The sequence below is a fragment of the Anaerolinea thermophila UNI-1 genome, assembly GCF_000199675.1.
In the GTDB taxonomy this organism is placed as follows: Bacteria; Chloroflexota; Anaerolineae; order Anaerolineales; family Anaerolineaceae; genus Anaerolinea; species Anaerolinea thermophila.
The window spans coordinates 948384-968080 of sequence record NC_014960.1; the positions used below are offsets into that span (position 1 = coordinate 948384).

A 19697-nucleotide genomic window follows, 5' to 3' on the forward strand; every position below is an offset into this window, starting at 1 on the left:
GACGCATTGCGTTATTTCTTGTTGGAGGTGAAAAAATGTCTGAGGAAAAGAAATCTCGGGGGACGTTGTATGATGTCACCCGCACCATTCTTCTGGCGGCGGTGGGGGCGGCTTCGCTGGCACAGGACGAACTGACCCATTTTGTGGATCGTCTGGTGGAACGCGGTGAGATGGCAGAAGCCGATGCCCGCAAACTGGTCAAGGAGGTGATGGATCGACGGGAACGTCTGGAGCGCGAACGCAAACAGCAAATGGAGAAACAAGCCGCAGGCGAAGCGGTGACCAAAGCCGACATTGAAGCCCTGACGGCGCGCATTGCCGAATTGAGCCGTCAAATTGAAGAGTTGAAAAAGGCACAGGGCGGTTCCTAAATGCCTCTCATCAAGCGATACCACAACCGCAAACTGTACGACACCGCCAGTCGAAGTTATGTGACCCTGGAACAAATTGCCCGCATGGTGCGCCGCGGCGAGGACGTCCGGGTAGTGGATCATGAAAGTGGGAGTGATATTACCTCGCTGGTGTTTATGCAGATTTTGCTGGAAGAACAGAAGCGGGTAGGGGAACTTTTTCCGCAGGTGGTGCTTTTGCGTTTGTTGCGCTCCGGTGAGGACACTCTTGATGCCTTGCGCGAGCGCTTGCTTGCTGCTTTTGACCCGCAGGGGTTTCTCCATCATGCGGTACGGCGTCGCATTCGCCAAGGGGTAGAACAGGGAGAGATTTCTCCCCCTGAGGCAGAAAAATTTTTGCGGATGTGGTTTGGCGAATCCTCTCTGGAAGAATTTCCCGCTGAACCGACGTCTTCATCCGGGAAGGACACTCTGGAGCAGTTGCAGACTCAATTGCGTGCGCTGGAAGATGAACTTCAGCGTTTGCAAAATTCGCTGCAGAAGTCCTAGACCTTCACCGCTGAGCGGCAATCTCCCGGCGAATCTCGTTTAAAAAATGGGGGGTATTGAGCCGACGTTCCAATAAGTAGGTGAAATACCCCTCTAAGATCGTTTCCATTTCGTTTCGCTCTGCCGGGGAAGGCTGAGCGCGTTGAGCCGCTTCAAAGGTGGAACGTTGCAGGTGGCGCAGGTATTTCAGGGTGTTGAGACTGATGCCTTTGGCGGTAGGCACCTGCGGGGCGCACCGTGGGCAGATAACTCCCCCTTCCTGATAGTCGAAGAATTGGTTTTCGGGCTGGATTTCTTTCCCACAGCGCAAACAGGTGAAGAGTTGGGGGCGAAATCCTGTCAGGTCCAGTAATCGCAGGTGATAATACTGCACCGCAATGAAGGGGTCTTCCAGCGTGGCAATGCGGGAGAGAGTATGTACCAGCAGTTGAAAGAGCGCCGGGTTCTCTCCATCATCCGAAGTAAAGCGGTCGAGCAATTCGATGACCAGGGCGGCGTAAGCCGTACGCAACAAATCGGCTCGAATGGAGAGGAAGGCGTTCAGCGTTTCTGCCTGCGTGACGATCCAGAAATCTTTGCCCTGTGCCAGCAAAACCTTCACGTGGGTAAAGGGTTCCAGATGCCCGGCTTTGCGCGAAAGCATTTTGCGCGCCCCTTTGGCTAAGGCGCGCACCTTACCCTGCTCACGGGTGAACAGGACCAGCACCCGGTCGGCTTCTCCCCAGTCAGAGTGGCGCAGGACCACGGCTTCGACAGAAAGCGTTCGAGGTGGGGTGGGCATCTTATTGGGATAAACTTCAAGGCTCTTGCGGTGGCAATTGTTTGGAGGTAAATGCCCCTGGAAGCAAATCGCTTACGGTGGTTTCCAGGTGAACCGTACCCTGTTCATCCACAACGATGACCTGAATATCCAGCCCAAACTCTGCCAGTACCTGCCGGCAGGACCCGCAGGGGGTACCGCCGTTCGCCGTAGCCACGGCAATAGCCACAAACCTGCGTTCTCCCTCGGATACGGCTTTGAAGACTGCTGTGCGTTCGGCGCACATGGTCACAGGATAAGCGGCGTTTTCCACGTTCACGCCGTCGTAAATCTTCCCTGAGTCTGTGAGCAGTGCCGCACCCACCCGATAGTTTGAGTAAGGCGCGTAAGCCCAGCGCCGAGCCTGAAGTGCGGTTTGAATGAGAGTTTGCTTTTGTTCATCGCTCAATTTCATGGTCGTTTTCTCCATGTACAGAATGCTCATCGGAAACAGGATGGATGCGTGTTGCCCTCACCTTACGGATGCGCCTGCCGGTGACTTGTTCCACCTTTAACAGCACACCCTCAATCTGAACCGTCTCCCCACCTGTAGGTACCTGACCGATCAACCCATACATCAACCCGCCGATGGTATCGGCAAGGTCTTTTTCAATGTGCGTACCCATGATTTCGTTAAAGTCATCCAGATCAATGCGTGCCTGAAACAGATATTCATCCTCTGAAATTTTCTGATAGGGTTGTTCTTCACTTTGATCGTACTCGTCGCGAATCTCCCCCACAATTTCCTCAACGATATCTTCCAGTGTCACCAACCCTGCCACGCCGCCGTATTCATCTACCACAATTGCCATGTGGATGCGCTGTTCCTGCATTTCTTCCAGCAAATCCTTGACATGTTTGGCTTCCGGGACAAAGTACGCCGGACGCAGGATATTCCGCAGGCTCTCCAACGTTTGACCTTCTTCAGGACGCACTTTCAGCAGGTCTTTGGCGTACAACAGCCCGATGATGTTGTCCACCGTTTCTTCGTACACAGGCAAGCGGGAATGCCCCGTCCGGGTGAGGATTTGGATAACCTCTTCCAGGGGGGTTTGAATCTCCACTGCCGACATGTCAATACGTGGCACCATGATTTCGCGGCATAGTTTCTCGCCAAAATGGAAAATGGAGTAGATCATCTCCCGTTCGTCCTGATCCAGGCTACCCTCTGGTTCACCTTCTTTCACCCAGGTACGCAATTCGCTTTCGGTCACCGAGATAAAGCGTTGCTGGAGTGCCTGCGGGGAGCCCAGCAAGTGCAACAGGGGGGTGGTTAAGGGACTGAAGAGTCCATCCAGAAAACGGGCAAGCGGGGTAAAACGGATTGTCCATTCTTCGGCATGCTCCAGCACGCCTCCCTCCACCAGGTGTTCCAGGAACAGTACGATCAACCCAATCAGGACAAGACCCAACAACCAGAGTTCCATTCTTGCCTGAGGGAAGAGGTTTTGCATGAGCATCAAGCCGAGAAAAATGATAAACAGATGTGTCCAGAAAAGCATTACCCGCACAGTGGTGCGCAGGCGGGGCTTTTGCAGGACCGCAATGCTATCCCGTACCTTCTCGGGGCGTTCTTCACCCATTTCCATTAAAGAAGGCAGGCGGGCATTGATCACACTTCCTCGCACTGCCGAAAAAAGCAGATCCAGAAGAATGGCCCCAATGAGAAAGGCAACCAGAACTGAAACCATCATTCGCTCTGAGGCGTCCTCTCTTGTGAGGTTTTCTTGAAGGGACGGGCAGGTACACCTACTACGGTTTCGTCGTCAGGCACATCGTGTGTGACCACTGACCCTGCACCAGTGCGGGCGCGCGCTCCAATCTTCACCGGCGCCACCAGCATGGTGTCTGACCCGATAAAGGCATCTTCACCGATTTCGGTGCGGTGCTTGTTCTTGCCGTCAAAGTTGCAGGTGATTGTGCCTGCGCCAATGTTGGTGTGCGCACCGATGATAGCATCGCCGATGTAGGAAAAATGCCCCATGTGTACACCTGGTCCCAGGTAAGAGGCTTTGACCTCGCCAAAATTGCCCATTTTGACGCCCTTGGCAAGATGGGCTTTGGGACGCAGGTGACAGAAAGGTCCCATGCGTATATCGTCTTCTAGCAGAGAACTTTCGATGACCGATGCCAGGACGGTGCAGTGGTTTCCTATCTGGCTGTCTTCAATAATGGTATCCGGTCCAAGCACGCAGTTTTCGCCAATGCTGGTCTTTCCACGCAGGTAGGTGTTGGGGTAGATGACCGTATCCATGCCAATCGTGACGTCGGCTTCGATGTAAGTAGAAGCAGGATCAATAATAGTCACCCCGGCTTCCATCCAGTGGCGGGCAATGCGCTTGCGTAACACGGCTTCGGCTTCCGCAAGGTGCACGCGGGTGTTGATGCCCAGGGCTTCTTCAGGGTCTTTCAGACAAACGGCTTGTACCTCCAACCCTTCGGAAACGGCAATCTCTACCAGATCGGTCAGGTAGTATTCCCCTTTGGGTGACCGCTGAATCTTGCGCAGGGCGTCCCACAGCCATTCGTTGCGGATGCAGTAGACGCCAGTGTTTAACTCTCGAATGGCGCGCTGTTCCGGGGTTGCTACCGCTTCCTCGACGATGGCGGTTACGCGTCCCTCCTCGTCCCGGATGATGCGCCCAAAGCCGTGTGGGTCTTCCATTTCCACGGTGAGCAGGGAGAGCGGTCCGCGATTGTTTTTCTGCACCTCAATCAGGGCGCGCAGGGTCTCCGGGCGCAACAGGGGCATATCCCCGTAGGTAATCAACACCAGATCGCTTTGTCCACGTGCCAGGGCTTCGGCAGACATGACGGCATGACCGGTGCCCAACTGTTCTTCCTGTAATGCGGTGCGAACCGATTCGTCCAGCGCGGCGCGCACCTGGTCTGCCTGATGCCCGATGACCACGATGGGAGGAACATCAGCAACCTGCTGAACGATGCGCAGTGCATGCTGAATTAACGGGCGTCCTGCCAGCGGGTGCAGGACTTTCGGCAGGCGTGAGCGCATCCGTACCCCTTGACCCGCGGCGAGAATAACAGGTAAAACTTTCATGCGTTTTCCATCTCCATGACCAGAGAGTATTTCACCCTCACCCGAAGATGTGGCGGTGAGGGTGCCTCTTCATTAAATTATAATCCGGTTTTCCTGAAGACGATTGCAGGAAAAACCGGAGGGGTAAGAAAACGTGCTGGGGCGCCTGGATTCGAACCAAGATCCACAGATCCAAAGTCTGGTGTGCTGCCATTGCACCACGCCCCAATTGCAGGCTTGATTTTACCCGTTTTTTCGGGGATTGACAATGAAAATCCCCCAATTTCGTTAAAGTTACTGCAGGCGCAACAGCACCTTTCCTTTATCCCACAACTGTTCCAGGCGGTAATACTCGCGTTGATCTGGAGAGAACAGGTGGATGACCACATCTCCCAGGTCAACCACCATCCAGCCGTCATCTGGCAGTCCCTCTACTTTGACATCCAGGTGGAACAGTTTATGGGCGGCTTCGGAAACGCTTTCAACCAGACTTTCAATCATACGGTTGCTGGTGCCGTTGCAGAAAATGAAGTAATCGGCAAAGACGGCAATTTCGTGGATGTCCATTAAGACAATTTGTTCGCCTTTCTTTTCTTCGAGCGCGTGCACCATCGCGCGGGCAATTTCCAGTGCGTCCAGATTTCACCTCGCTTTGAAAAAGATTAGATTGAGTACGATTCTAGCATAACTTCACGGCTTTTACTGCCTATCGTTTTAAGGGCGCGGTGAAAAGCGGTGTATATACCGAACCGCCGGGCTGTAAATCACTGCGGTACAGGCGGATTTCGGTCACACGAACCACACCTAAATCGCCTACATGGGTATCGAACAGTGCATCGGCAATCTGGCGCAGTTCCAGCGCAGTGACGTTTTGAGAGACTCGCCCCAATGTGAGATGCGGGCTGTATTCGCGCTCTTCTACCGGGTATCCGAGGACGGCAGTTTCCTGATCTACACAGCGCTGCAGGTCCATCAGGGCAGGGGGAGCATGGACCCCCACCCAGATCACGCGAGGACGTTGTTTGGATGGGAAGGCGCCCAAACTGCCTACCGAAAACTGCATGGGGCTATGTCGCAAGGCTTCCTGCCGGAGCATCTGGGTCAGGGTGTTCAGATTGTTGGGCGAGACGTTGCCAAGAAACTTCAGGGTTAAGTGAATGTTTTGCGGGGGCACCCATCGCACCGCCCGCGGGGTTTTCTTTTTGAGAGAGTCCATGATCTCTCCCAATTTGTGTCGCAGGTCTTCAGGTAAGTCAATGGCAATAAAAGCACGAATAGCGTTCATCTCTCAGGGTTCTTTGACCGGTACACTGACTTCAATTTCGCCGCTTTTCTCGAATTTTAATTTCAGGTTGAGGGTATCCCCCGTTTTCAGGTCTTTTTTCAGATTCATGAGCATGATGTGCAATCCGCCCGGTTTCAGTTCCACCGTTTGCCCGGCGGGTATGGAGATTTTTTCCTGCGGTTCCATCTTCATGGTGCCGTCGTCCATCATTTGAGTCATGTGCAATTCGGTCATCATGGCGGCATCGCAGGATGCGCTGATTAGTGCGTCGTCTTCCTTGGTGGCATTCTCAATTTTCAGATAGATAGCACTGTTTCCACCTGCAACCCCCAGGCGCGCCCAGGGGTCTTGAATGGTAAGGTTGGACTGCCGGGAAGCGCATGCGCTCATCAGCAAGATCACAGAGAGAAACAATCCCAGCCCAATTCTGTGTGCAATTTTCATCATGAAATCAGCCTTTCTAAGTCTGCTTTTAGATGGTGTCTCTTTCATTTTAATGGACATTAAAGGCACGTCAAGTTGTCCCGTACATTGTTGACCTTTTGTTAAAAATCCCCCCATCGGTCATACCGATGGGGGGATACAAGTGAATCCTTCTATAGCCTATTCAGAGCAATGTCCGGGTCCGATGTATCCATTGTTGTATTGATCCAGCGTGTAGGCGAGGCTGGTGAAGAGGGCTTTGAGGTCCTTGCTCTTGGCTACCTGAGCGGTGGTGTAGGTGTTGAAGAGATCTGTTGCCTTGTTGAACGCCATCTGTACCGCTGAGGAATTTGCTCCATTAAGGAAGTTCAGTTCGGCGGCAATGTACTGGTAAGCCAGGATGTAATAAGCATTGCCTGCAGGGGGTGTCCACAGGACCTGATAGTAGGTCTTGCCGCTCAGGAAGAAGGGGGTATTTTCTCCCAGCAGAGCCCAGGTGTCGTCATATGGTGCCGGACCATACATGGAATGCGTTTTCCAGTAGCCGGGGGTCAGGGTGCAGCCGCCATAGCAGGGCACCGTCACAGCGATGGTGTGATCATCGTACAGGATAAGGTATTCAGTGCCATTCCCGTACAGGTCGGATACCAGTTTTACCTTGTTGACCACCTGATATTCTCCACAGGCTTCGTATGGTCCAATCCAGGCTTTGTAGGTGTAGGTGTAATCTTGACGGCACATGCTGAAGATTTCTGGGAGAATTGGATAACCGTTGGTATCCACTTCGTACACTGCCGCACACTGCCCGATCTCTTTGGTAGGTGCCCCAAAGGTTACAGGTGCCGTAGCGCTCCCGCCGCCCACCTTGCTGGCACTATCCACACTGACGGTGGCGGTATTGGTACGGTTGGAGCCGTCCGGCAGATCCCGGCTGTAGGTGCAGGTAAGAGTTTGACCTTTTGCCAGGGAATAAGGGAAGGTGACACCGCATGAGACATCTGCGGCAAGAGATGGGGAGATGACATCGCTTACCCCGGTGAGGATGGCAGGATAGGTTGGATCGGGGTTGTAAATGTTGATAACCCCTTCTACCTTCCAGTCTTTGTCGGTGGAACTGGCGTCAGCAGTGACGGTGTAAGTTACCTGATACGTCTGTCCGGGTGAAAGGGTCAGCGAAGTAACGTCTGCAGTTTTCTCCAGGTCCCAATCCCACTCGCGGGTGAAGGACGTCACTGCTGTTTTGCTCACTGCCACCTCGTAATCAAAACAAAACTCCACATGGCTGAGCTCGTACGGTTTCTTGGTGTTGGGATTGGTGGGAGAAACCAGCCCATTGTCGCCAAAGGACTCCGGAGAGTATGCATAGAGATTGGCATTGTTTCCACCTTTGACGATGACTGCATCTATCCCGAAGGTCGAACTCCAATCCACATAGGTACCGTCGGTGGACCAGGTCACCGTGCCGGTGCCAATAGGATAGATGCCGCCAGTCGAGTCCTCAGGATAATCGAACTTGAGCCCATAGACATAGCCCAGGTCGGTGCAACGGGGATTGTCGTCTACCCAGATAGGCTCCACCGAAGCCGCCGTGGCGCTTGGAATCAATCCGCCCAGAAAGACGGTGAACATGCCCATCATCAGCAAAGATGTCAGTACTTTACGTGTGATATTCATTTTAAACCTCCTGAAAGCAAAAGAACTTTGTCCGTTATTCTTGGTTAGAAAAACAGGTAAAAACGCCATATTGCCTTGAGAAATCACCCCCTTTCTTTCTGACAAGGTATCAGGCTGAGATGTGCAATTTCATTGGGTTTGGTTGAAAAAAGACCTGAATCCCCCTGTTTACTCTCTTTTTATTATAAGGTTTTTTCGTTTGTTTGCATTAAAAACAAGCATAATCATATGAAATTTGTCAAAAAATCCGCCTCAAAAGAAAGAAACAATCCCTTTCGGTGTTCTCAATCGCGGGTACAATAGAAAAGAGTTATCACATCGGGAAGAGTTTTATGCCATTCAAACGTATCTGGATGATTGGACTGTTTACCCTGATCCTCATTTCTCTGCGAGTCTCGCTGACGCATGCTGAACCTGTTCGGCAATCTACCTCGTTGACCTTGCTCGCTCCCGCTGGATGCCCGGCTGGCGGTTGTGCGGCTGGACAGCGCCTGAGTTACCGGCTGAACTTTGAAGTGGGGCAGTATGCGCCTTCAGCGAGCAATCCCAATGTGAAAGTTTGTGTGTATTTACCTGCCAACTGGCTGGACGCTTCTTCCGTGCAAATGGACACAACCGGCGGCTTTACCGGCATTTCCTATACCAATGTGACGTCTTCAGGGTGCGCTGAGGATACCCTGCCGCCAACGGGGTATGTTCTGGCTTCGGCGGTGCAAACCCAGATGAATGCGGGATACTTTTATGACACATTGAATTTCCATTTCCGCATTGCCCGCAGTGCGACTGCGCCTGGCAGTATCCTGATGCGCGTTTTTGAGGATACCACTGGCTCAGGCACATGGGTTCGCACCGGGCAGGCGTTTACTTCTCAGATGAGCGTGCTGGCATGGACGGGCTCAACGGCATACATTGCCGCTTCGCCTTCTGCCTGTACCCAATTGCCCTGTTTTTTGAACAGCGAAGGCGATGCCGCTGGCGGAGTGGGAACGGGATTGCGCGACGCTATTGACGCTCTCCCTGCGGGGGGACGCGTGGTGGTGCTGGGGACGGTAACGCTCAAGGGACAGGCAGTAACTTTGAACAAACCTCTTACCCTGGAAGGCGGAGCAAACGCCGTCCTTACGGGTGATGGGAGCGTTTGCAACAACCCTATGCTGGAGATCACCGCTGGCGCCACTTTGCGCGGCTTAACCCTCAACGATGATCCCTGTACCTCTCCCAACCGCACTCTGATTTTGCTGAATACCTCCGATGCAGTGTTGATTGAGAGCAATGACTTGTTCAACGGCGCCGATGCCATTTCGGTAGCAAACGTGGGTGGTTCTCTTACCGTGCGCTACAACCACATTACCGGCAATAGCGGTTATGCCCTCTACTGGGGGAGTACCAGTTCGGCGCCGCTGGTACTGGTGGCGAACAACCTGCACCAGAATCGCAGCGGCAGTGCCGTGGAGTGCGCTGCCGGAGCAACTGCGCCGGTTGCCAATCGCCTTGCCAACCACAATTACTGGGGCGAGGGTGTTGTTCCCTCTGCAAACGACTCACATTGCACGCTCGATCCTGCCCGCCGCCTGGGTGCGCCGATTGCCCGCAACAGTACCTCCGCCGGGGTGCGTGCCGCTCGTCTGACGGTCACGACGACGAAGACCTATCTCTTCGACAATCAAATTGCCCTCCAGCGCTCTTCCGACGGCAGTGATGTGGATGTCTATGTGGTCAATCATGGGATGGACGTCCCCGCCAGCGTTCCTTCTTTCTCTGCCGGGGTGGGTAGTCCTAATCCCTGCGGTTATGCCTTCGATGTCTTCCTTGCCGAAAATGCTTCACCTTCAGGAACGCTGGAACTTTCCTTCAAGTACAACCGCTCGGCGGCATGTATCGCGGTGATTGAGTCCACCCAGTATTGCGAACTTTCTGCAAATGCCAGCAAATATCCCTTATGGTGGCTGGATCCTGCCGGGGTGTTGACGGCGGGGTGGGATACCACCGGGCAAAACCCCGCAGGGAGCGGCGCGGGGGGTGTAAGCGGGCAAACCACCACCTGTGACATGGGGCAGGATGAAATCCGTGTGGCAATTGATACCAGCGGGAAGCCCTCGTTTAGCGAATTGGGATTTACCCCCTTCATGGTGGGCTTGCCCATTCCGGCTACTTTCCGCCTGCTGGCAAGCAATCAAACGGTGACGGTGCAATGGTCTACCACCACCGAGGCAGACATCACCGGGTTCTATGTGCTTCGCTCGCTGTCTGCCACGGGTCCGTTTGATCCCATTACGGACCTTATTCCCCGTAAAGGCTCGGCGCTGAGCGGGAGCGATTATACCTTCGTGGATGGCGGGCGCACCAATGGGGTGATGAACTATTACCGCCTGAAGGTCATGCGCGCGGATGGCGGGTATGTGTATTCGGATATTCTCTCGATTGTCCCCAATACACCCACGCCAACGTTTACGCCTACCCGTACCCGTACCTGGACGCCCATACCCACTTTTACGGCGACCTTCCGTCCGTTTCCTTCGCCTACCCGTGCTGCTACCACCCGCCCGGTGAATACCCCCACACGGGTGGCTTCACTTACTCCTACCCGCAGTGCTACGGCGATCACAGGCACGCCGCGCACGCCAACACGCACGGCTACTCCCACCGCTGGCACGCCTGGTGCCCCAACGCCCACCATCGAAGGGTATTTGCCACCGGAGCAGGGAACACCGTTTCCCACTTCGGATGGCGGATATCTGCCCCCTGCAGAGCCTACCCTGAACCCTGGGGGGACCATTGAGGCAACCACTACTGCCACTGTGGAACTATCTGGTACACCGGCTTCGACGGAAGTGGAGACTACCATCACGCCATCCCCTACCGCCTCGCTGGAAGCCCCTGCTTCTGTTCGCAGTGCTTCGGATTGGATCAGTTTGGTGCTGGGTCTGCTCTTTGGCGGTTCGGTTGGGCTGGGCTTTTTGTGGTATTTATTCTTACGTAAAGAGCGTCAGGATCATTCGGACGTATGACCGCCATTGATGAGATTAAATCCCGTATTGACATCGTCGATCTGGTCAGCGAAACGGTGCAACTGCGCCGTGCGGGCAAGAATTACACGGGGTTTTGCCCGTTTCATCCCAATACGCGTACCCCTTCGTTTGTTGTCTTTCCAGAGACGGGCACCTGGCGTTGTTTTGGCGCCTGCAACGAGGGTGGGGATATTTTTCGCTTCGTGATGAAAAAAGAGGGCTGGGATTTTTCCCAAGCCCTGCATTTCCTTGCTGAAAAAGCCGGGGTCAAACTGGAAGTGATGACTCCACAAAAAGAAGAAGAGCGTGAAGAATTTGAACGCTTGCGCGCTTTACTGGAAGAAGCAGTAACCTTTTACCGCTTTCATCTGCTGGAAACGCCGGCTGGCAAACCCGCTCTGGAGTATCTTTATCACCGCGGTTTAACGCGCGCGACCATTGAAGCCTTTGGATTGGGTTATGCCCCCGAAGGCTGGGACAATGCCCTCAAGTACTTTACCGGTAAGAAGTACTCGATAGACGATCTCCGTCAGGCGGGGTTGCTGAGCGAATCTGAGGAAGGGCGCGTCTTTGACCGCTTTCGCCACCGCATCATGTTTCCCATTCGCGATGTTAACGGCAAGATGGCTGGCTTTGGCGCGCGCATTCTCAACCCGCAGGACATGCCCAAGTTCCTGAACTCGCCGCAAACGCCTCTGTTTGACAAAGGTAAATTGCTCTATGGGCTGGATCGGGCGCGTAAAGCCATTCGTCAAATGGATCAGGCGGTCATCGTTGAGGGTTATCTGGATGTCATTGCGCTCCACCAGGCGGGATTTGAAAATGCCGTTTCGCCCATGGGCACGGCTTTAACCGAAGATCAATTGCGCTTGCTCAAGCGCTTTACCCGCCGCATTGTGCTGGCGCTCGATCCGGATACAGCCGGTCAAAAAGCCACTCTGCGCGGGCTGGAAGTTGCCCGTCAGGCAATGGATCAGTCCACTGAGGTGGTGTTCGATGCGCGCGGGCTGTTACGCCATGAAGCCCGTTTGCAAGCCGATTTGCGGGTGGTCACCCTTCCGGAAGGCAAAGACCCCGATGATTTGGTGCTGAGTGACCCGGAAGCCTGGAAAACGCTGATTGCCAACGCTCGTCCTGTGGTGATTCATGTGATGGAGACCCTGGCGGCAGGGCAAAACCTGGACGATCCCAAGGTGAAGAGTGAGATTGCCGCGCAGGTCCTTCCTCTTATCGAAGATATTGGCAATCCCATTGAGCGTGAAGACTATCGCCAGCGTCTGGCTCGTCTCTTGCGGGTAGATGAGCGCGCCTTTGTCGGCATGAGTACGCCCAGAGCAGAGCGTACGCCAAGACGTCGAAGGGAGCCAGTCCCTGCAACGGCGAAGCCGCCTGTTCTCACCACCGTGCGCCCAACCCGGGCTCTTGAGGAACAAACCTTACGTTTGCTCTTGCATTTTCTTGAATTGCTTTCCGATCTGGATCGCTTCCTGCAACAAAATCGGCTGGCGCGTTTGGGCGTGATGGACTTTGAGCAAGCCGATCACCAGCAACTGATGCGGGTGATTCTGGATGCGATGAATCAGGATGAGTATGATGTGGACGAGTACGTCCGGCAGTTTACTCCTGAGTCTCTTCAGGAAAAATTGAGTGATTACCTGAAACCTTTGGGGGAGAAAGAAATTTCACCGCAGGAAGCCTTCGAGCAACTGGTACGCACCATTCTCCGATTGCGCGAACTCCACATTCGGGAAGTGCTCGATCAGTTGCGTTTTTTGTCTGCCGAGGGGCAAGGGGATAGTGACTTTCAAACTGGACTGCTTGAAAGCATGAAACAGTCTGCCGAGATTTTACGGTACATTCACTATGCTCAAAAACAACCCATGATTTTGCCCTGAAATTCTCGCTACCTTTTCCCAATTGGCGTGTTTCCGCTTATAATCGAGCACATGCGCTTGCGCTTGTGGTTGATTTGTTTTTTTGTTGCCTGGGGACTTGCTTTTTTAGCCATCCCGGTCAATGCTGAAGATCTGCAGCAGGGCATTATTACTGCTACCCCTCAGCCGGATGGATCGATTGTTCATGTGGTTCAGGAAGGGGAGACACTGGCGACGATTGCGGAAGCCTATGGGGTGAGCATGGCAGAAATTCGCGCTCTGAACGGCCTGGCGCCTACAGCCAATCTCATCTTCCCCGGTGAGCGTCTGATCATTCGCATTGCTCCCACGCCTACAGAAACCCCGACCATTACCCCAACTGTGCCGCGTCCCACGCGCACCCCCACGCCGGTCACTCCCACGCGTACTCCCGTACCCACGCGGACACCCGCACCTACGCTCACCCCCACCCCTACCCCTCACCCGGTGGTGCAGGCAGTCAATGGCTTTGTGGAGGCTAACCGCCGCCCGCTGTTAATTGGGATGGTAGTGACCTGCGCCGTGGGTTTGATCTGGACGCTTTGGGCAGGTTTCCGCCGCGAGGCGTAGCGCCCTCATTTCTTTCCCTCTGGTATAATCCTGGTGCAATTTTTTGATGTGGAGCAGGCATGGAGCGAACGCTGACTTTTCAGGAAATTATCCTTAAACTGCAGGAATACTGGTCCAATAAGGGTTGTCTGATCTGGCAGCCTTACAATCAGCAGGTGGGAGCGGGGACGATGAACCCTGCGACTTATCTGCGTGTCCTGGGTCCCGAACCATGGAATGTAGCCTACGTGGAGCCGTCCGTGCGCCCGGATGACGGACGCTATGGCGAAAACCCCAATCGCCTCAATCAGCACTACCAGTTTCAGGTCATTCTCAAGCCTGACCCGGGTAATCCGCAGGAACTCTACCTTGAGTCGCTGATGGCGCTGGGCATCAACCCCCGTGAGCATGACATCCGCTTTGTCGAGGATAACTGGGAATCCCCTGCCCTGGGTGCCTGGGGCTTGGGCTGGGAAGTCTGGCTGGACGGACAGGAAATTACCCAGTTCACCTACTTCCAGCAGGCAGGCGGTTTTGTGCTGGATCCCGTCTCGGTAGAAATCACCTATGGGTTGGAGCGCATTGCCATGGCGCTTCAGCGGGTGCGTCACTTCCGCGATATTCAATGGAGCCCCAGCCGTACCTATGGCGATGTCAACCTGCAGGGCGAGTATGAACACAGCAAGTACTCTTTTGAAGTCGCCAACGTGGAGCGCCTCTGGCAAATGTACAACCTCTACGAAGCCGAAGCCAATGCTGCCCTGGAGCAGGGGTTGGTCCTGCCTGCCCACGATTATGTGTTGAAATGCTCGCACACCTTCAATGTACTGGATACGCGCGGCGCGGTGGGCGTCACTGAGCGCCAAGCGCTCTTTGGGCGCATGCGCGACCTTGCCCGCCGGATCGCGGTAGCCTATGTCGAACAGCGGGAACGTCTGGGGTTCCCCTGGCTTAAAGAAGGTGCTGTTCCACAAGCGGATACTGTATCTCTGGCAGTGTCGGGAACGGTGAGCCAACCGGATTTGTTCCTGCTGGAGATTGGCACCGAAGAACTTCCTGCCGCTGACCTGCAAAGCGCGCTGGAGCAGTTGCGCGAAAAAGTTCCTGCCTTGCTGGATGAACTGCGCCTGTCCCACGGCGAAGTAAAAGTCATGGGCACGCCGCGCCGCCTGGCGGTGCTGGTGGAGAATCTCTCACCTGCGCAACCTGACCGCACCACGGTGGTCAAGGGTCCGCCTGCGGCACGCGCCTTTGATGCCCAGGGACAACCAACCAAAGCCGCCGAGGGCTTTGCCCGCAGTCGTGGCTTGGATGTCTCTGCCCTCAAAGTTCAGGAAATTGACGGTGGTCAGTATGTGGTGGCTGAGGTGTTTGAAAAAGGGCGTTCGGCGGTGGACGTGCTGAGCGAGGCTTTGCCTGACCTGATTGCTTCTCTGCGCTTCGATAAGACCATGCGCTGGAATGCCAGTCAGGTGGCTTTCTCCCGCCCCATCCGCTGGCTGGCGGCTTTGCTGGGAAGTACGGTTATCCCGTTCGAGTACGCCGGTCTGCGTGCCGACCGTGTGACCCGCGGCTTGCGCTTTTACCAGCCTGAGACCTTTACTCTGAACACTGCGGCTGAATACCAGAACGTTCTCCGTTCGCAGGGCATTCTGCTCGATCCGGAAGAACGCCGCGCTTCGATTGCTGAACAGGTTCAGCGCCTGATGACCGAAGCAGGGGGTGTCCCGAAACTCGATGAGTCCCTGCTGGATGAAGTAACTCAACTGGTGGAAGCCCCTACCGCCGTGCTTGGTACGTTTGACCCTGCACACCTCAAATTGCCAGCCGAAGTGCTGATTTCGGTGATGAAGAAGCATCAGCGCTACTTCCCGGTGTATGCCTCTACCGGTGAATTGTTACCCTACTTTATCACCGTGCGCAATGGCGATAACCAGTATCTGGATATTGTTGCCGACGGCAATGCGCAGGTCATCGGTGCGCGCTTTGCCGATGCCTCTTTCTTTATTCAGGAAGACCTGAAGTATACGCTGGAAGAGCGCCTGCCTCGTCTGGGTACGCTGACCTTCCAGTACAAACTGGGTTCGATGCTCGACAAATCCCGCCGGGTAGAAGCCCTGGTGGACAAACTGGCGCCCTTCTTTGGCTTGAGCCAGTCCGATCTGGCAACTGCCCGCCGCGCCGCCTACCTGCTCAAAGCCGACCTGGTGACCCACATGGTCATCGAGATGACCTCTCTGCAGGGCATCATGGGACGCTATTACGCCGAGCACTCCGGCGAGCCCAAAGGCGTTGCCGATGCCATCTTCGAGCATTACCTGCCGCGCTTTGCGGGCGATGCTCTGCCCGAGACCCTGCCCGGTATTCTGCTCAGCGTTGCCGACCGTCTGGATACCCTCTCCGGGTTGTTTGCCGCCGGCTTAGCGCCCAGTGGGACGAAAGACCCCTTTGCCCAGCGGCGCGCCGCTTTGGGGCTGGTGCAAGTGCTGATCAGCCGTCAGATTCCGTTTGACCTTCGCCAGGGGCTGGCGCTGGCGGCGCAGGGGCTTCCCATCACAGCCAGCGAAGAGAGCCAGAATGCCTGCCTGGAGTTCATTTACGGGCGTTTGCGCACTCATCTGATGGATGATTACGGCTTCCGCTATGATGTGGTGGATGCGGTCATGGCAGAGCAAGCCCACAATCCCTTTGGCGCATACCGTGCCGCGCAGGCGCTCACTGCCTGGGTACAGCGCGCTGACTGGAATACCATTCTTCCCGCCTATGCCCGCTGTGTGCGCATTACCCGTGATCAGAAAGAGCAGTTTGCGGTTCAACCTGAGCGCTTTGTGGAAGTCGAGGAACAGGCGTTGTATGCTGCCCTTCTCCAAGCCGAAGCCGCTCCGCGTCAGCCTGGTTCGGTGGATGATTTCTTTGCCGCATTTCTGCCGATGATTCCTGTCATCAATCGTTTCTTCGACACGGTGCTGGTAATGGCAGAGGATGCCGGGGTACGCGCCAATCGTTTGGGATTGCTTCAGCGTATTGCTGCGTTGACCCGCGGGGTGGCAGATTTCTCCAAACTCGAAGGTTTCTAAATCCTCAAAATGGTTGAGAAAAGGCTGGGAGCGAAACTCCCAGCCTTTTTATTCTTTGCGTATCAGCCCTTCTTTCCAGGCGTAGATAGCGGCTTGAGTACGGTCGGCAAGGTGCAGTTTGCTCAGAATATTGCTCACATGTCCTTTAACCGTTTTCTCACTTACCACCAGATGGGCGGCAATTTCGGCATTGCTCATCCCCTGGGCGATGCATTTCAAGACTTCCTGTTCTCGTTCGGTCAGTGCGGTGTACGGGTTGGGCTTTTCGGCGGGCGTTCCGCGCATTTCCTTCACCAGCCTGGCGGCAACCTGTGGATGCAGGACGGCTTCACCGCGCGCGGCGGCGCGGATGGCTTCGCCCAGTTCTTCCGCACTAACATCCTTGAGCAGATAGGACAACGCTCCGGCTTTGATGGCAGGGAAGATATGGGTGTCTTCATGGAATGAGGTCAATACAATGACCTGCGTGCGCGGGCTGATCTGCCGGACGCGCTGGGTGGCTTCCACACCGTCCATTTCCGGCATGATTAAATCCATCAAGATCACATCCGGAACCAGTTCGGCGGCTAATTGCACGGCTTCTTTCCCTGAGGCGGCTTCCCCCACCACTTCCAAGTCGGATTGCGTTTCCAGATAGGTGCGTATACCGGCGCGTACAATGCTGTGATCGTCTACAATCAGCACAGTAATTTTGCTCATGGCATCTCCTCCTCACGGTGACGGCTGGACGATGACAGAGGAAAACCGGCTTGGACACAGGTGCCTTCAGAACCGCTTTCCAACACGAACATACCACCCAGCGATTCTACCCGTTCCCGCATGGAACGCAGTCCTACCCCCCGTGCGGGAATCTGGCTGGTATCGAAGCCATGACCATCGTCCCGCACGCACAGCCACTGGTAACCCTCGTGAATGCTCAATGAAACAGAGGCAGAACGTGCACCACTGTGCCGGGCAACGTTGGAAAGGGCTTCCTGAGCCACCCGGTACAGGGCTTGCTGTTGCTCCAGGTCGAGGGTGATACTGCCTTCCTGCTGGTAGGTGATGGGAATTCCGCTTTGTTTCTCCCACAGCCGTGTCAGGTCTTCAAGAACTTTCTCCAACCCTTTTTGTTCCAGTTGGGGCGGGCGCAGGGTTTGAATCAGGGTGTTCAATTCCTGTTGCGATTGTCTGGAAATCATCAGTGCGGTCTCGACAATCTGGCGGGCTTTGGCAGGGTCTTTATCCCATAATTCCTGTGCCGCTGAGAGATTCATGCTGATGGAAAACACTTGCTGTTTGATAGAGTCATGCAGGTCGCGGGCAAGGCGGTTGCGCTCTTCCAGCGTTGCCAGTTCCTCGCGGGTGTTCAGCAGGTTTTGCAGTTGAACGGCAACTTTATTCAACTCTCGCGCCAGCATACCGATTTCGTCGCCTGAGCGGTCTTCAATACGACGCTCGAAGTTTCCCTGTCCCCATGCCGCAGCCGTCTCGGCAACGGCGCGCAGACGTTTTTCCAGTCCTCGTCCCACCAGCAAACCAAAGACCAGTCCGATGATACCTGCACCGATGGAGAGGAACAGTGTGGTGGAGAGCAGGGTTTGCACGGTGTATCCCAGCATTTGCCAGCCACTGGGGACGACCAGGTTCAGGCAGACCACACCTGTAACGGTTGAGGTAGGTGTTTCCCGGATGGGTGCGGCAATGAAAATGCTGTTTTTTTCCTGCAAGGTGAGCATGGAAGGATGATTCATTCCGTTCATGGCGTGGTCAACGATGCTCAGATAATGCTTGTCCAGGACTTCGTAGATGTTCTGCTGAGTTTGAAAGCGTTCGGCAGGATCAACAGCAATGATTTGTCCCTCGCGATTGGCGATGATCAACCATGAGTTTGGGGAGATGGTGGTGTCCAGCGAGTACGAGATGGAAAGAGTATCATCCTTTTCCTCGGTCTTGGACAAAGTCAGGGATGAGCCCTGTCGAGTACTTTCAATCCAGCGGGTGAAGACTTCCGGGTTAGGGGAAGGTGCAGCCAGTTCCTTCGCCAAAGGCGCGGTGACATCTTCCAGCAAGGTGGGCAGGACGTAAACGACCATGGGGGAATAAACGAATGTTCTGCTGGTGAAGAGGTACAGAATACCCAAAAGCAGGGTAAACGCTGTAACCGTGACCAGCGTGTAGAGGAATGCCATGCGCCATTGGAAACGGGACAGCGCCGACAGCCAGCGCTGTCCCCGTTGAATGATTCGATCCAGTACATCTTCCTGCTGAGATTTCATCTTGTTTGCATTATACAACGCGATCGGAGGGTTCTTCTACCAGGCGCGCTCGCATGCCTACGGTAGAGATCAGGAAAACCAGTGCAAACACGCCACTGAGAATCAACCCGGCGATAGACAAAACGGGCTGATATGGATTGGGTTTGGGCTGGGGCACATACATGGTATTCCCCATGAGAGTCAATTCCAACAGCCGGTAAAATGCCGTGGAGATTCCTGCAATAGCGAGTACAACCACACTCTGAAGTCCGGCGATGCCTGCTCCTACCCATTTAAGGGGGGACAGGGCAAGAGCAAACAGGAGAATGGCAAGGGAGGTGAAATTAAGGATTTGAGAAAGAGCCGTAACCCAGAGAGAGGCAATCCCCATGGTACGCGAACCGCCCAGCGAAACAGCATATCCCAGTGGAATATTGACGATGAGGGTGAGGACTATCGCAACGACAAAGAGGATGAATGCTAACCAACATAACCTCTTAATGGAGCGGGAGACGTTCTGGACGGATGAAACCAGAAAAATAAAGCCGACCAGTTGCGCGATTCCGGCAACAATGGTGAGACATGAAAGTGCCGTCATGATAGGGTCGGTTCCTCCCTCCAACAAATTATCAAATGTGGAGTGTCGCAGAGAATAGGGTACGGTGTAACCGGCTGCCAGTGCCTGAAGCAGCAGAGTGATGGCAATCATCAGCATCCCGGTAAATGCGCGACGGGGGATTTTTTCTTCCTGCTCCGCAGGTGAGGTAGAAAGAGTGGTTTCCATCTTGTAGGATCC

17 protein-coding genes and 1 tRNA gene are annotated in these 19697 nt (G+C 54.7%); 6 read left to right on the forward strand and 12 right to left on the reverse strand.

Annotated features, from left to right (window positions below; all coding sequences use genetic code 11):
• The first annotated feature begins 35 nt into the window (after positions 1–35).
• Positions 36–371, forward strand: coding sequence for a phasin family protein (locus ANT_RS04300; RefSeq protein ID WP_013559286.1), 336 nt, complete (start codon positions 36–38; stop codon positions 369–371).
• The gene (locus tag ANT_RS04305) at positions 372–899 is read left to right on the forward strand and encodes a polyhydroxyalkanoate synthesis regulator DNA-binding domain-containing protein (protein ID WP_013559287.1); all 528 of its coding nucleotides are present in this window, start codon (positions 372–374) and stop codon (positions 897–899) included. It abuts the gene before it with no gap.
• Positions 900–903: 4 nt separating this feature from the next.
• Here ANT_RS04305 and recO read toward each other — a convergent pair whose 3' ends face one another.
• The 9 genes from recO to ANT_RS04350 all read right to left on the reverse strand — a co-directional run bounded on the left by recO (position 904) and on the right by ANT_RS04350 (position 8117).
• Positions 904–1680: a DNA repair protein RecO gene (gene recO / locus ANT_RS04310; RefSeq protein WP_013559288.1), complete on the reverse strand. Its 777-nt coding sequence runs from the start codon at positions 1678–1680 to the stop codon at positions 904–906.
• Positions 1681–1696: 16 nt separating this feature from the next.
• A complete protein-coding gene (locus ANT_RS04315) occupies positions 1697–2113 on the reverse strand; it encodes a cytidine deaminase (RefSeq protein WP_013559289.1) in 417 nt (138 codons plus the stop codon).
• Complete coding sequence (locus ANT_RS16060; RefSeq protein WP_013559290.1) at positions 2097–3392, reverse strand: hemolysin family protein; 1296 nt, start codon at positions 3390–3392, stop codon at positions 2097–2099. The genes ANT_RS04315 and ANT_RS16060 overlap by 17 nt, the downstream gene beginning before the upstream one ends.
• Entirely contained in the window at positions 3389–4756 is a 1368-nt protein-coding gene (gene glmU, locus ANT_RS04325; RefSeq protein WP_013559291.1) for a bifunctional UDP-N-acetylglucosamine diphosphorylase/glucosamine-1-phosphate N-acetyltransferase GlmU, read from the reverse strand. The genes ANT_RS16060 and glmU overlap by 4 nt, the downstream gene beginning before the upstream one ends.
• A gap of 136 nt (positions 4757–4892) precedes the next feature.
• Positions 4893–4963: transfer RNA gene (locus ANT_RS04330), tRNA-Gln, on the reverse strand.
• Between the two features lie 66 nt (positions 4964–5029).
• On the reverse strand, positions 5030–5374 hold the full coding sequence (rsfS, locus tag ANT_RS04335; protein WP_490400374.1) for a ribosome silencing factor: 345 nt from the start codon (positions 5372–5374) through the stop codon (positions 5030–5032).
• 67 nt (positions 5375–5441) lie between these two features.
• A complete protein-coding gene (gene thpR, locus ANT_RS04340) occupies positions 5442–6020 on the reverse strand; it encodes an RNA 2',3'-cyclic phosphodiesterase (protein ID WP_013559293.1) in 579 nt (192 codons plus the stop codon).
• Positions 6021–6023: 3 nt separating this feature from the next.
• Positions 6024–6467, reverse strand: coding sequence for a copper chaperone PCu(A)C (locus ANT_RS04345; RefSeq protein WP_013559294.1), 444 nt, complete (start codon positions 6465–6467; stop codon positions 6024–6026).
• Between the two features lie 156 nt (positions 6468–6623).
• Positions 6624–8117 (reverse strand): hypothetical protein, encoded by a 1494-nt coding sequence (locus tag ANT_RS04350; protein ID WP_049784814.1) that lies wholly within the window; start codon positions 8115–8117, stop codon positions 6624–6626.
• 332 nt (positions 8118–8449) lie between these two features.
• On the opposite strand from ANT_RS04350, the gene ANT_RS04355 reads away from it, so the two are divergent.
• The 4 genes from ANT_RS04355 to glyS are packed head-to-tail and all read left to right on the forward strand — an operon-like array spanning position 8450 to position 16664.
• Positions 8450–11125, forward strand: coding sequence for a right-handed parallel beta-helix repeat-containing protein (locus ANT_RS04355; RefSeq protein WP_041454634.1), 2676 nt, complete (start codon positions 8450–8452; stop codon positions 11123–11125).
• Entirely contained in the window at positions 11122–13020 is a 1899-nt protein-coding gene (gene dnaG, locus ANT_RS16065; protein ID WP_013559297.1) for a DNA primase, read from the forward strand. Before ANT_RS04355 ends, dnaG begins: the two co-directional genes overlap by 4 nt.
• A gap of 51 nt (positions 13021–13071) precedes the next feature.
• Positions 13072–13608, forward strand: a complete 537-nt coding sequence (locus tag ANT_RS04365) for a LysM peptidoglycan-binding domain-containing protein (protein WP_013559298.1) — start codon at positions 13072–13074, stop codon at positions 13606–13608.
• A 59-nt stretch (positions 13609–13667) separates the two neighbouring features.
• Entirely contained in the window at positions 13668–16664 is a 2997-nt protein-coding gene (glyS, locus tag ANT_RS04370; RefSeq protein WP_013559299.1) for a glycine--tRNA ligase subunit beta, read from the forward strand.
• Positions 16665–16712: 48 nt separating this feature from the next.
• Here glyS and ANT_RS04375 read toward each other — a convergent pair whose 3' ends face one another.
• The 3 genes from ANT_RS04375 to ANT_RS04385 are packed head-to-tail and all read right to left on the reverse strand — an operon-like array spanning position 16713 to position 19685.
• A complete protein-coding gene (locus ANT_RS04375) occupies positions 16713–17363 on the reverse strand; it encodes a response regulator (RefSeq protein ID WP_013559300.1) in 651 nt (216 codons plus the stop codon).
• Positions 17360–18922 carry a sensor histidine kinase gene (locus ANT_RS16070; RefSeq protein WP_049784815.1) on the reverse strand — a complete coding sequence of 521 codons (1563 nt, stop codon included), beginning with the start codon at positions 18920–18922 and terminating at the stop codon, positions 17360–17362. The genes ANT_RS04375 and ANT_RS16070 overlap by 4 nt, the downstream gene beginning before the upstream one ends.
• Positions 18923–18932: 10 nt before the next feature.
• Entirely contained in the window at positions 18933–19685 is a 753-nt protein-coding gene (locus ANT_RS04385) for a hypothetical protein (protein WP_013559302.1), read from the reverse strand.
• Positions 19686–19697: the final 12 nt, after the last annotated feature.

What these genes read in the sequence shown, in the direction of transcription:
- ANT_RS04300 (WP_013559286.1), top strand. Translation starts at nt 36, where the DNA reads ATGTCTGAGGAAAAGAAATCTCGGGGGACGTTGTATGATGTCACCCGC.
- ANT_RS04305 (WP_013559287.1), top strand. Translation starts at nt 372, where the DNA reads ATGCCTCTCATCAAGCGATACCACAACCGCAAACTGTACGACACCGCC.
- recO (WP_013559288.1), bottom strand. Translation starts at nt 1,680, where the DNA reads ATGCCCACCCCACCTCGAACGCTTTCTGTCGAAGCCGTGGTCCTGCGC.
- ANT_RS04315 (WP_013559289.1), bottom strand. Translation starts at nt 2,113, where the DNA reads ATGAAATTGAGCGATGAACAAAAGCAAACTCTCATTCAAACCGCACTT.
- ANT_RS16060 (WP_013559290.1), bottom strand. Translation starts at nt 3,392, where the DNA reads ATGATGGTTTCAGTTCTGGTTGCCTTTCTCATTGGGGCCATTCTTCTG.
- glmU (WP_013559291.1), bottom strand. Translation starts at nt 4,756, where the DNA reads ATGAAAGTTTTACCTGTTATTCTCGCCGCGGGTCAAGGGGTACGGATG.
- thpR (WP_013559293.1), bottom strand. Translation starts at nt 6,020, where the DNA reads ATGAACGCTATTCGTGCTTTTATTGCCATTGACTTACCTGAAGACCTG.
- ANT_RS04345 (WP_013559294.1), bottom strand. Translation starts at nt 6,467, where the DNA reads ATGATGAAAATTGCACACAGAATTGGGCTGGGATTGTTTCTCTCTGTG.
- ANT_RS04350 (WP_049784814.1), bottom strand. Translation starts at nt 8,117, where the DNA reads ATGAATATCACACGTAAAGTACTGACATCTTTGCTGATGATGGGCATG.
- ANT_RS04355 (WP_041454634.1), top strand. Translation starts at nt 8,450, where the DNA reads ATGCCATTCAAACGTATCTGGATGATTGGACTGTTTACCCTGATCCTC.
- dnaG (WP_013559297.1), top strand. Translation starts at nt 11,122, where the DNA reads ATGACCGCCATTGATGAGATTAAATCCCGTATTGACATCGTCGATCTG.
- ANT_RS04365 (WP_013559298.1), top strand. Translation starts at nt 13,072, where the DNA reads ATGCGCTTGCGCTTGTGGTTGATTTGTTTTTTTGTTGCCTGGGGACTT.
- glyS (WP_013559299.1), top strand. Translation starts at nt 13,668, where the DNA reads ATGGAGCGAACGCTGACTTTTCAGGAAATTATCCTTAAACTGCAGGAA.
- ANT_RS04375 (WP_013559300.1), bottom strand. Translation starts at nt 17,363, where the DNA reads ATGAGCAAAATTACTGTGCTGATTGTAGACGATCACAGCATTGTACGC.
- ANT_RS16070 (WP_049784815.1), bottom strand. Translation starts at nt 18,922, where the DNA reads ATGAAATCTCAGCAGGAAGATGTACTGGATCGAATCATTCAACGGGGA.
- ANT_RS04385 (WP_013559302.1), bottom strand. Translation starts at nt 19,685, where the DNA reads ATGGAAACCACTCTTTCTACCTCACCTGCGGAGCAGGAAGAAAAAATC.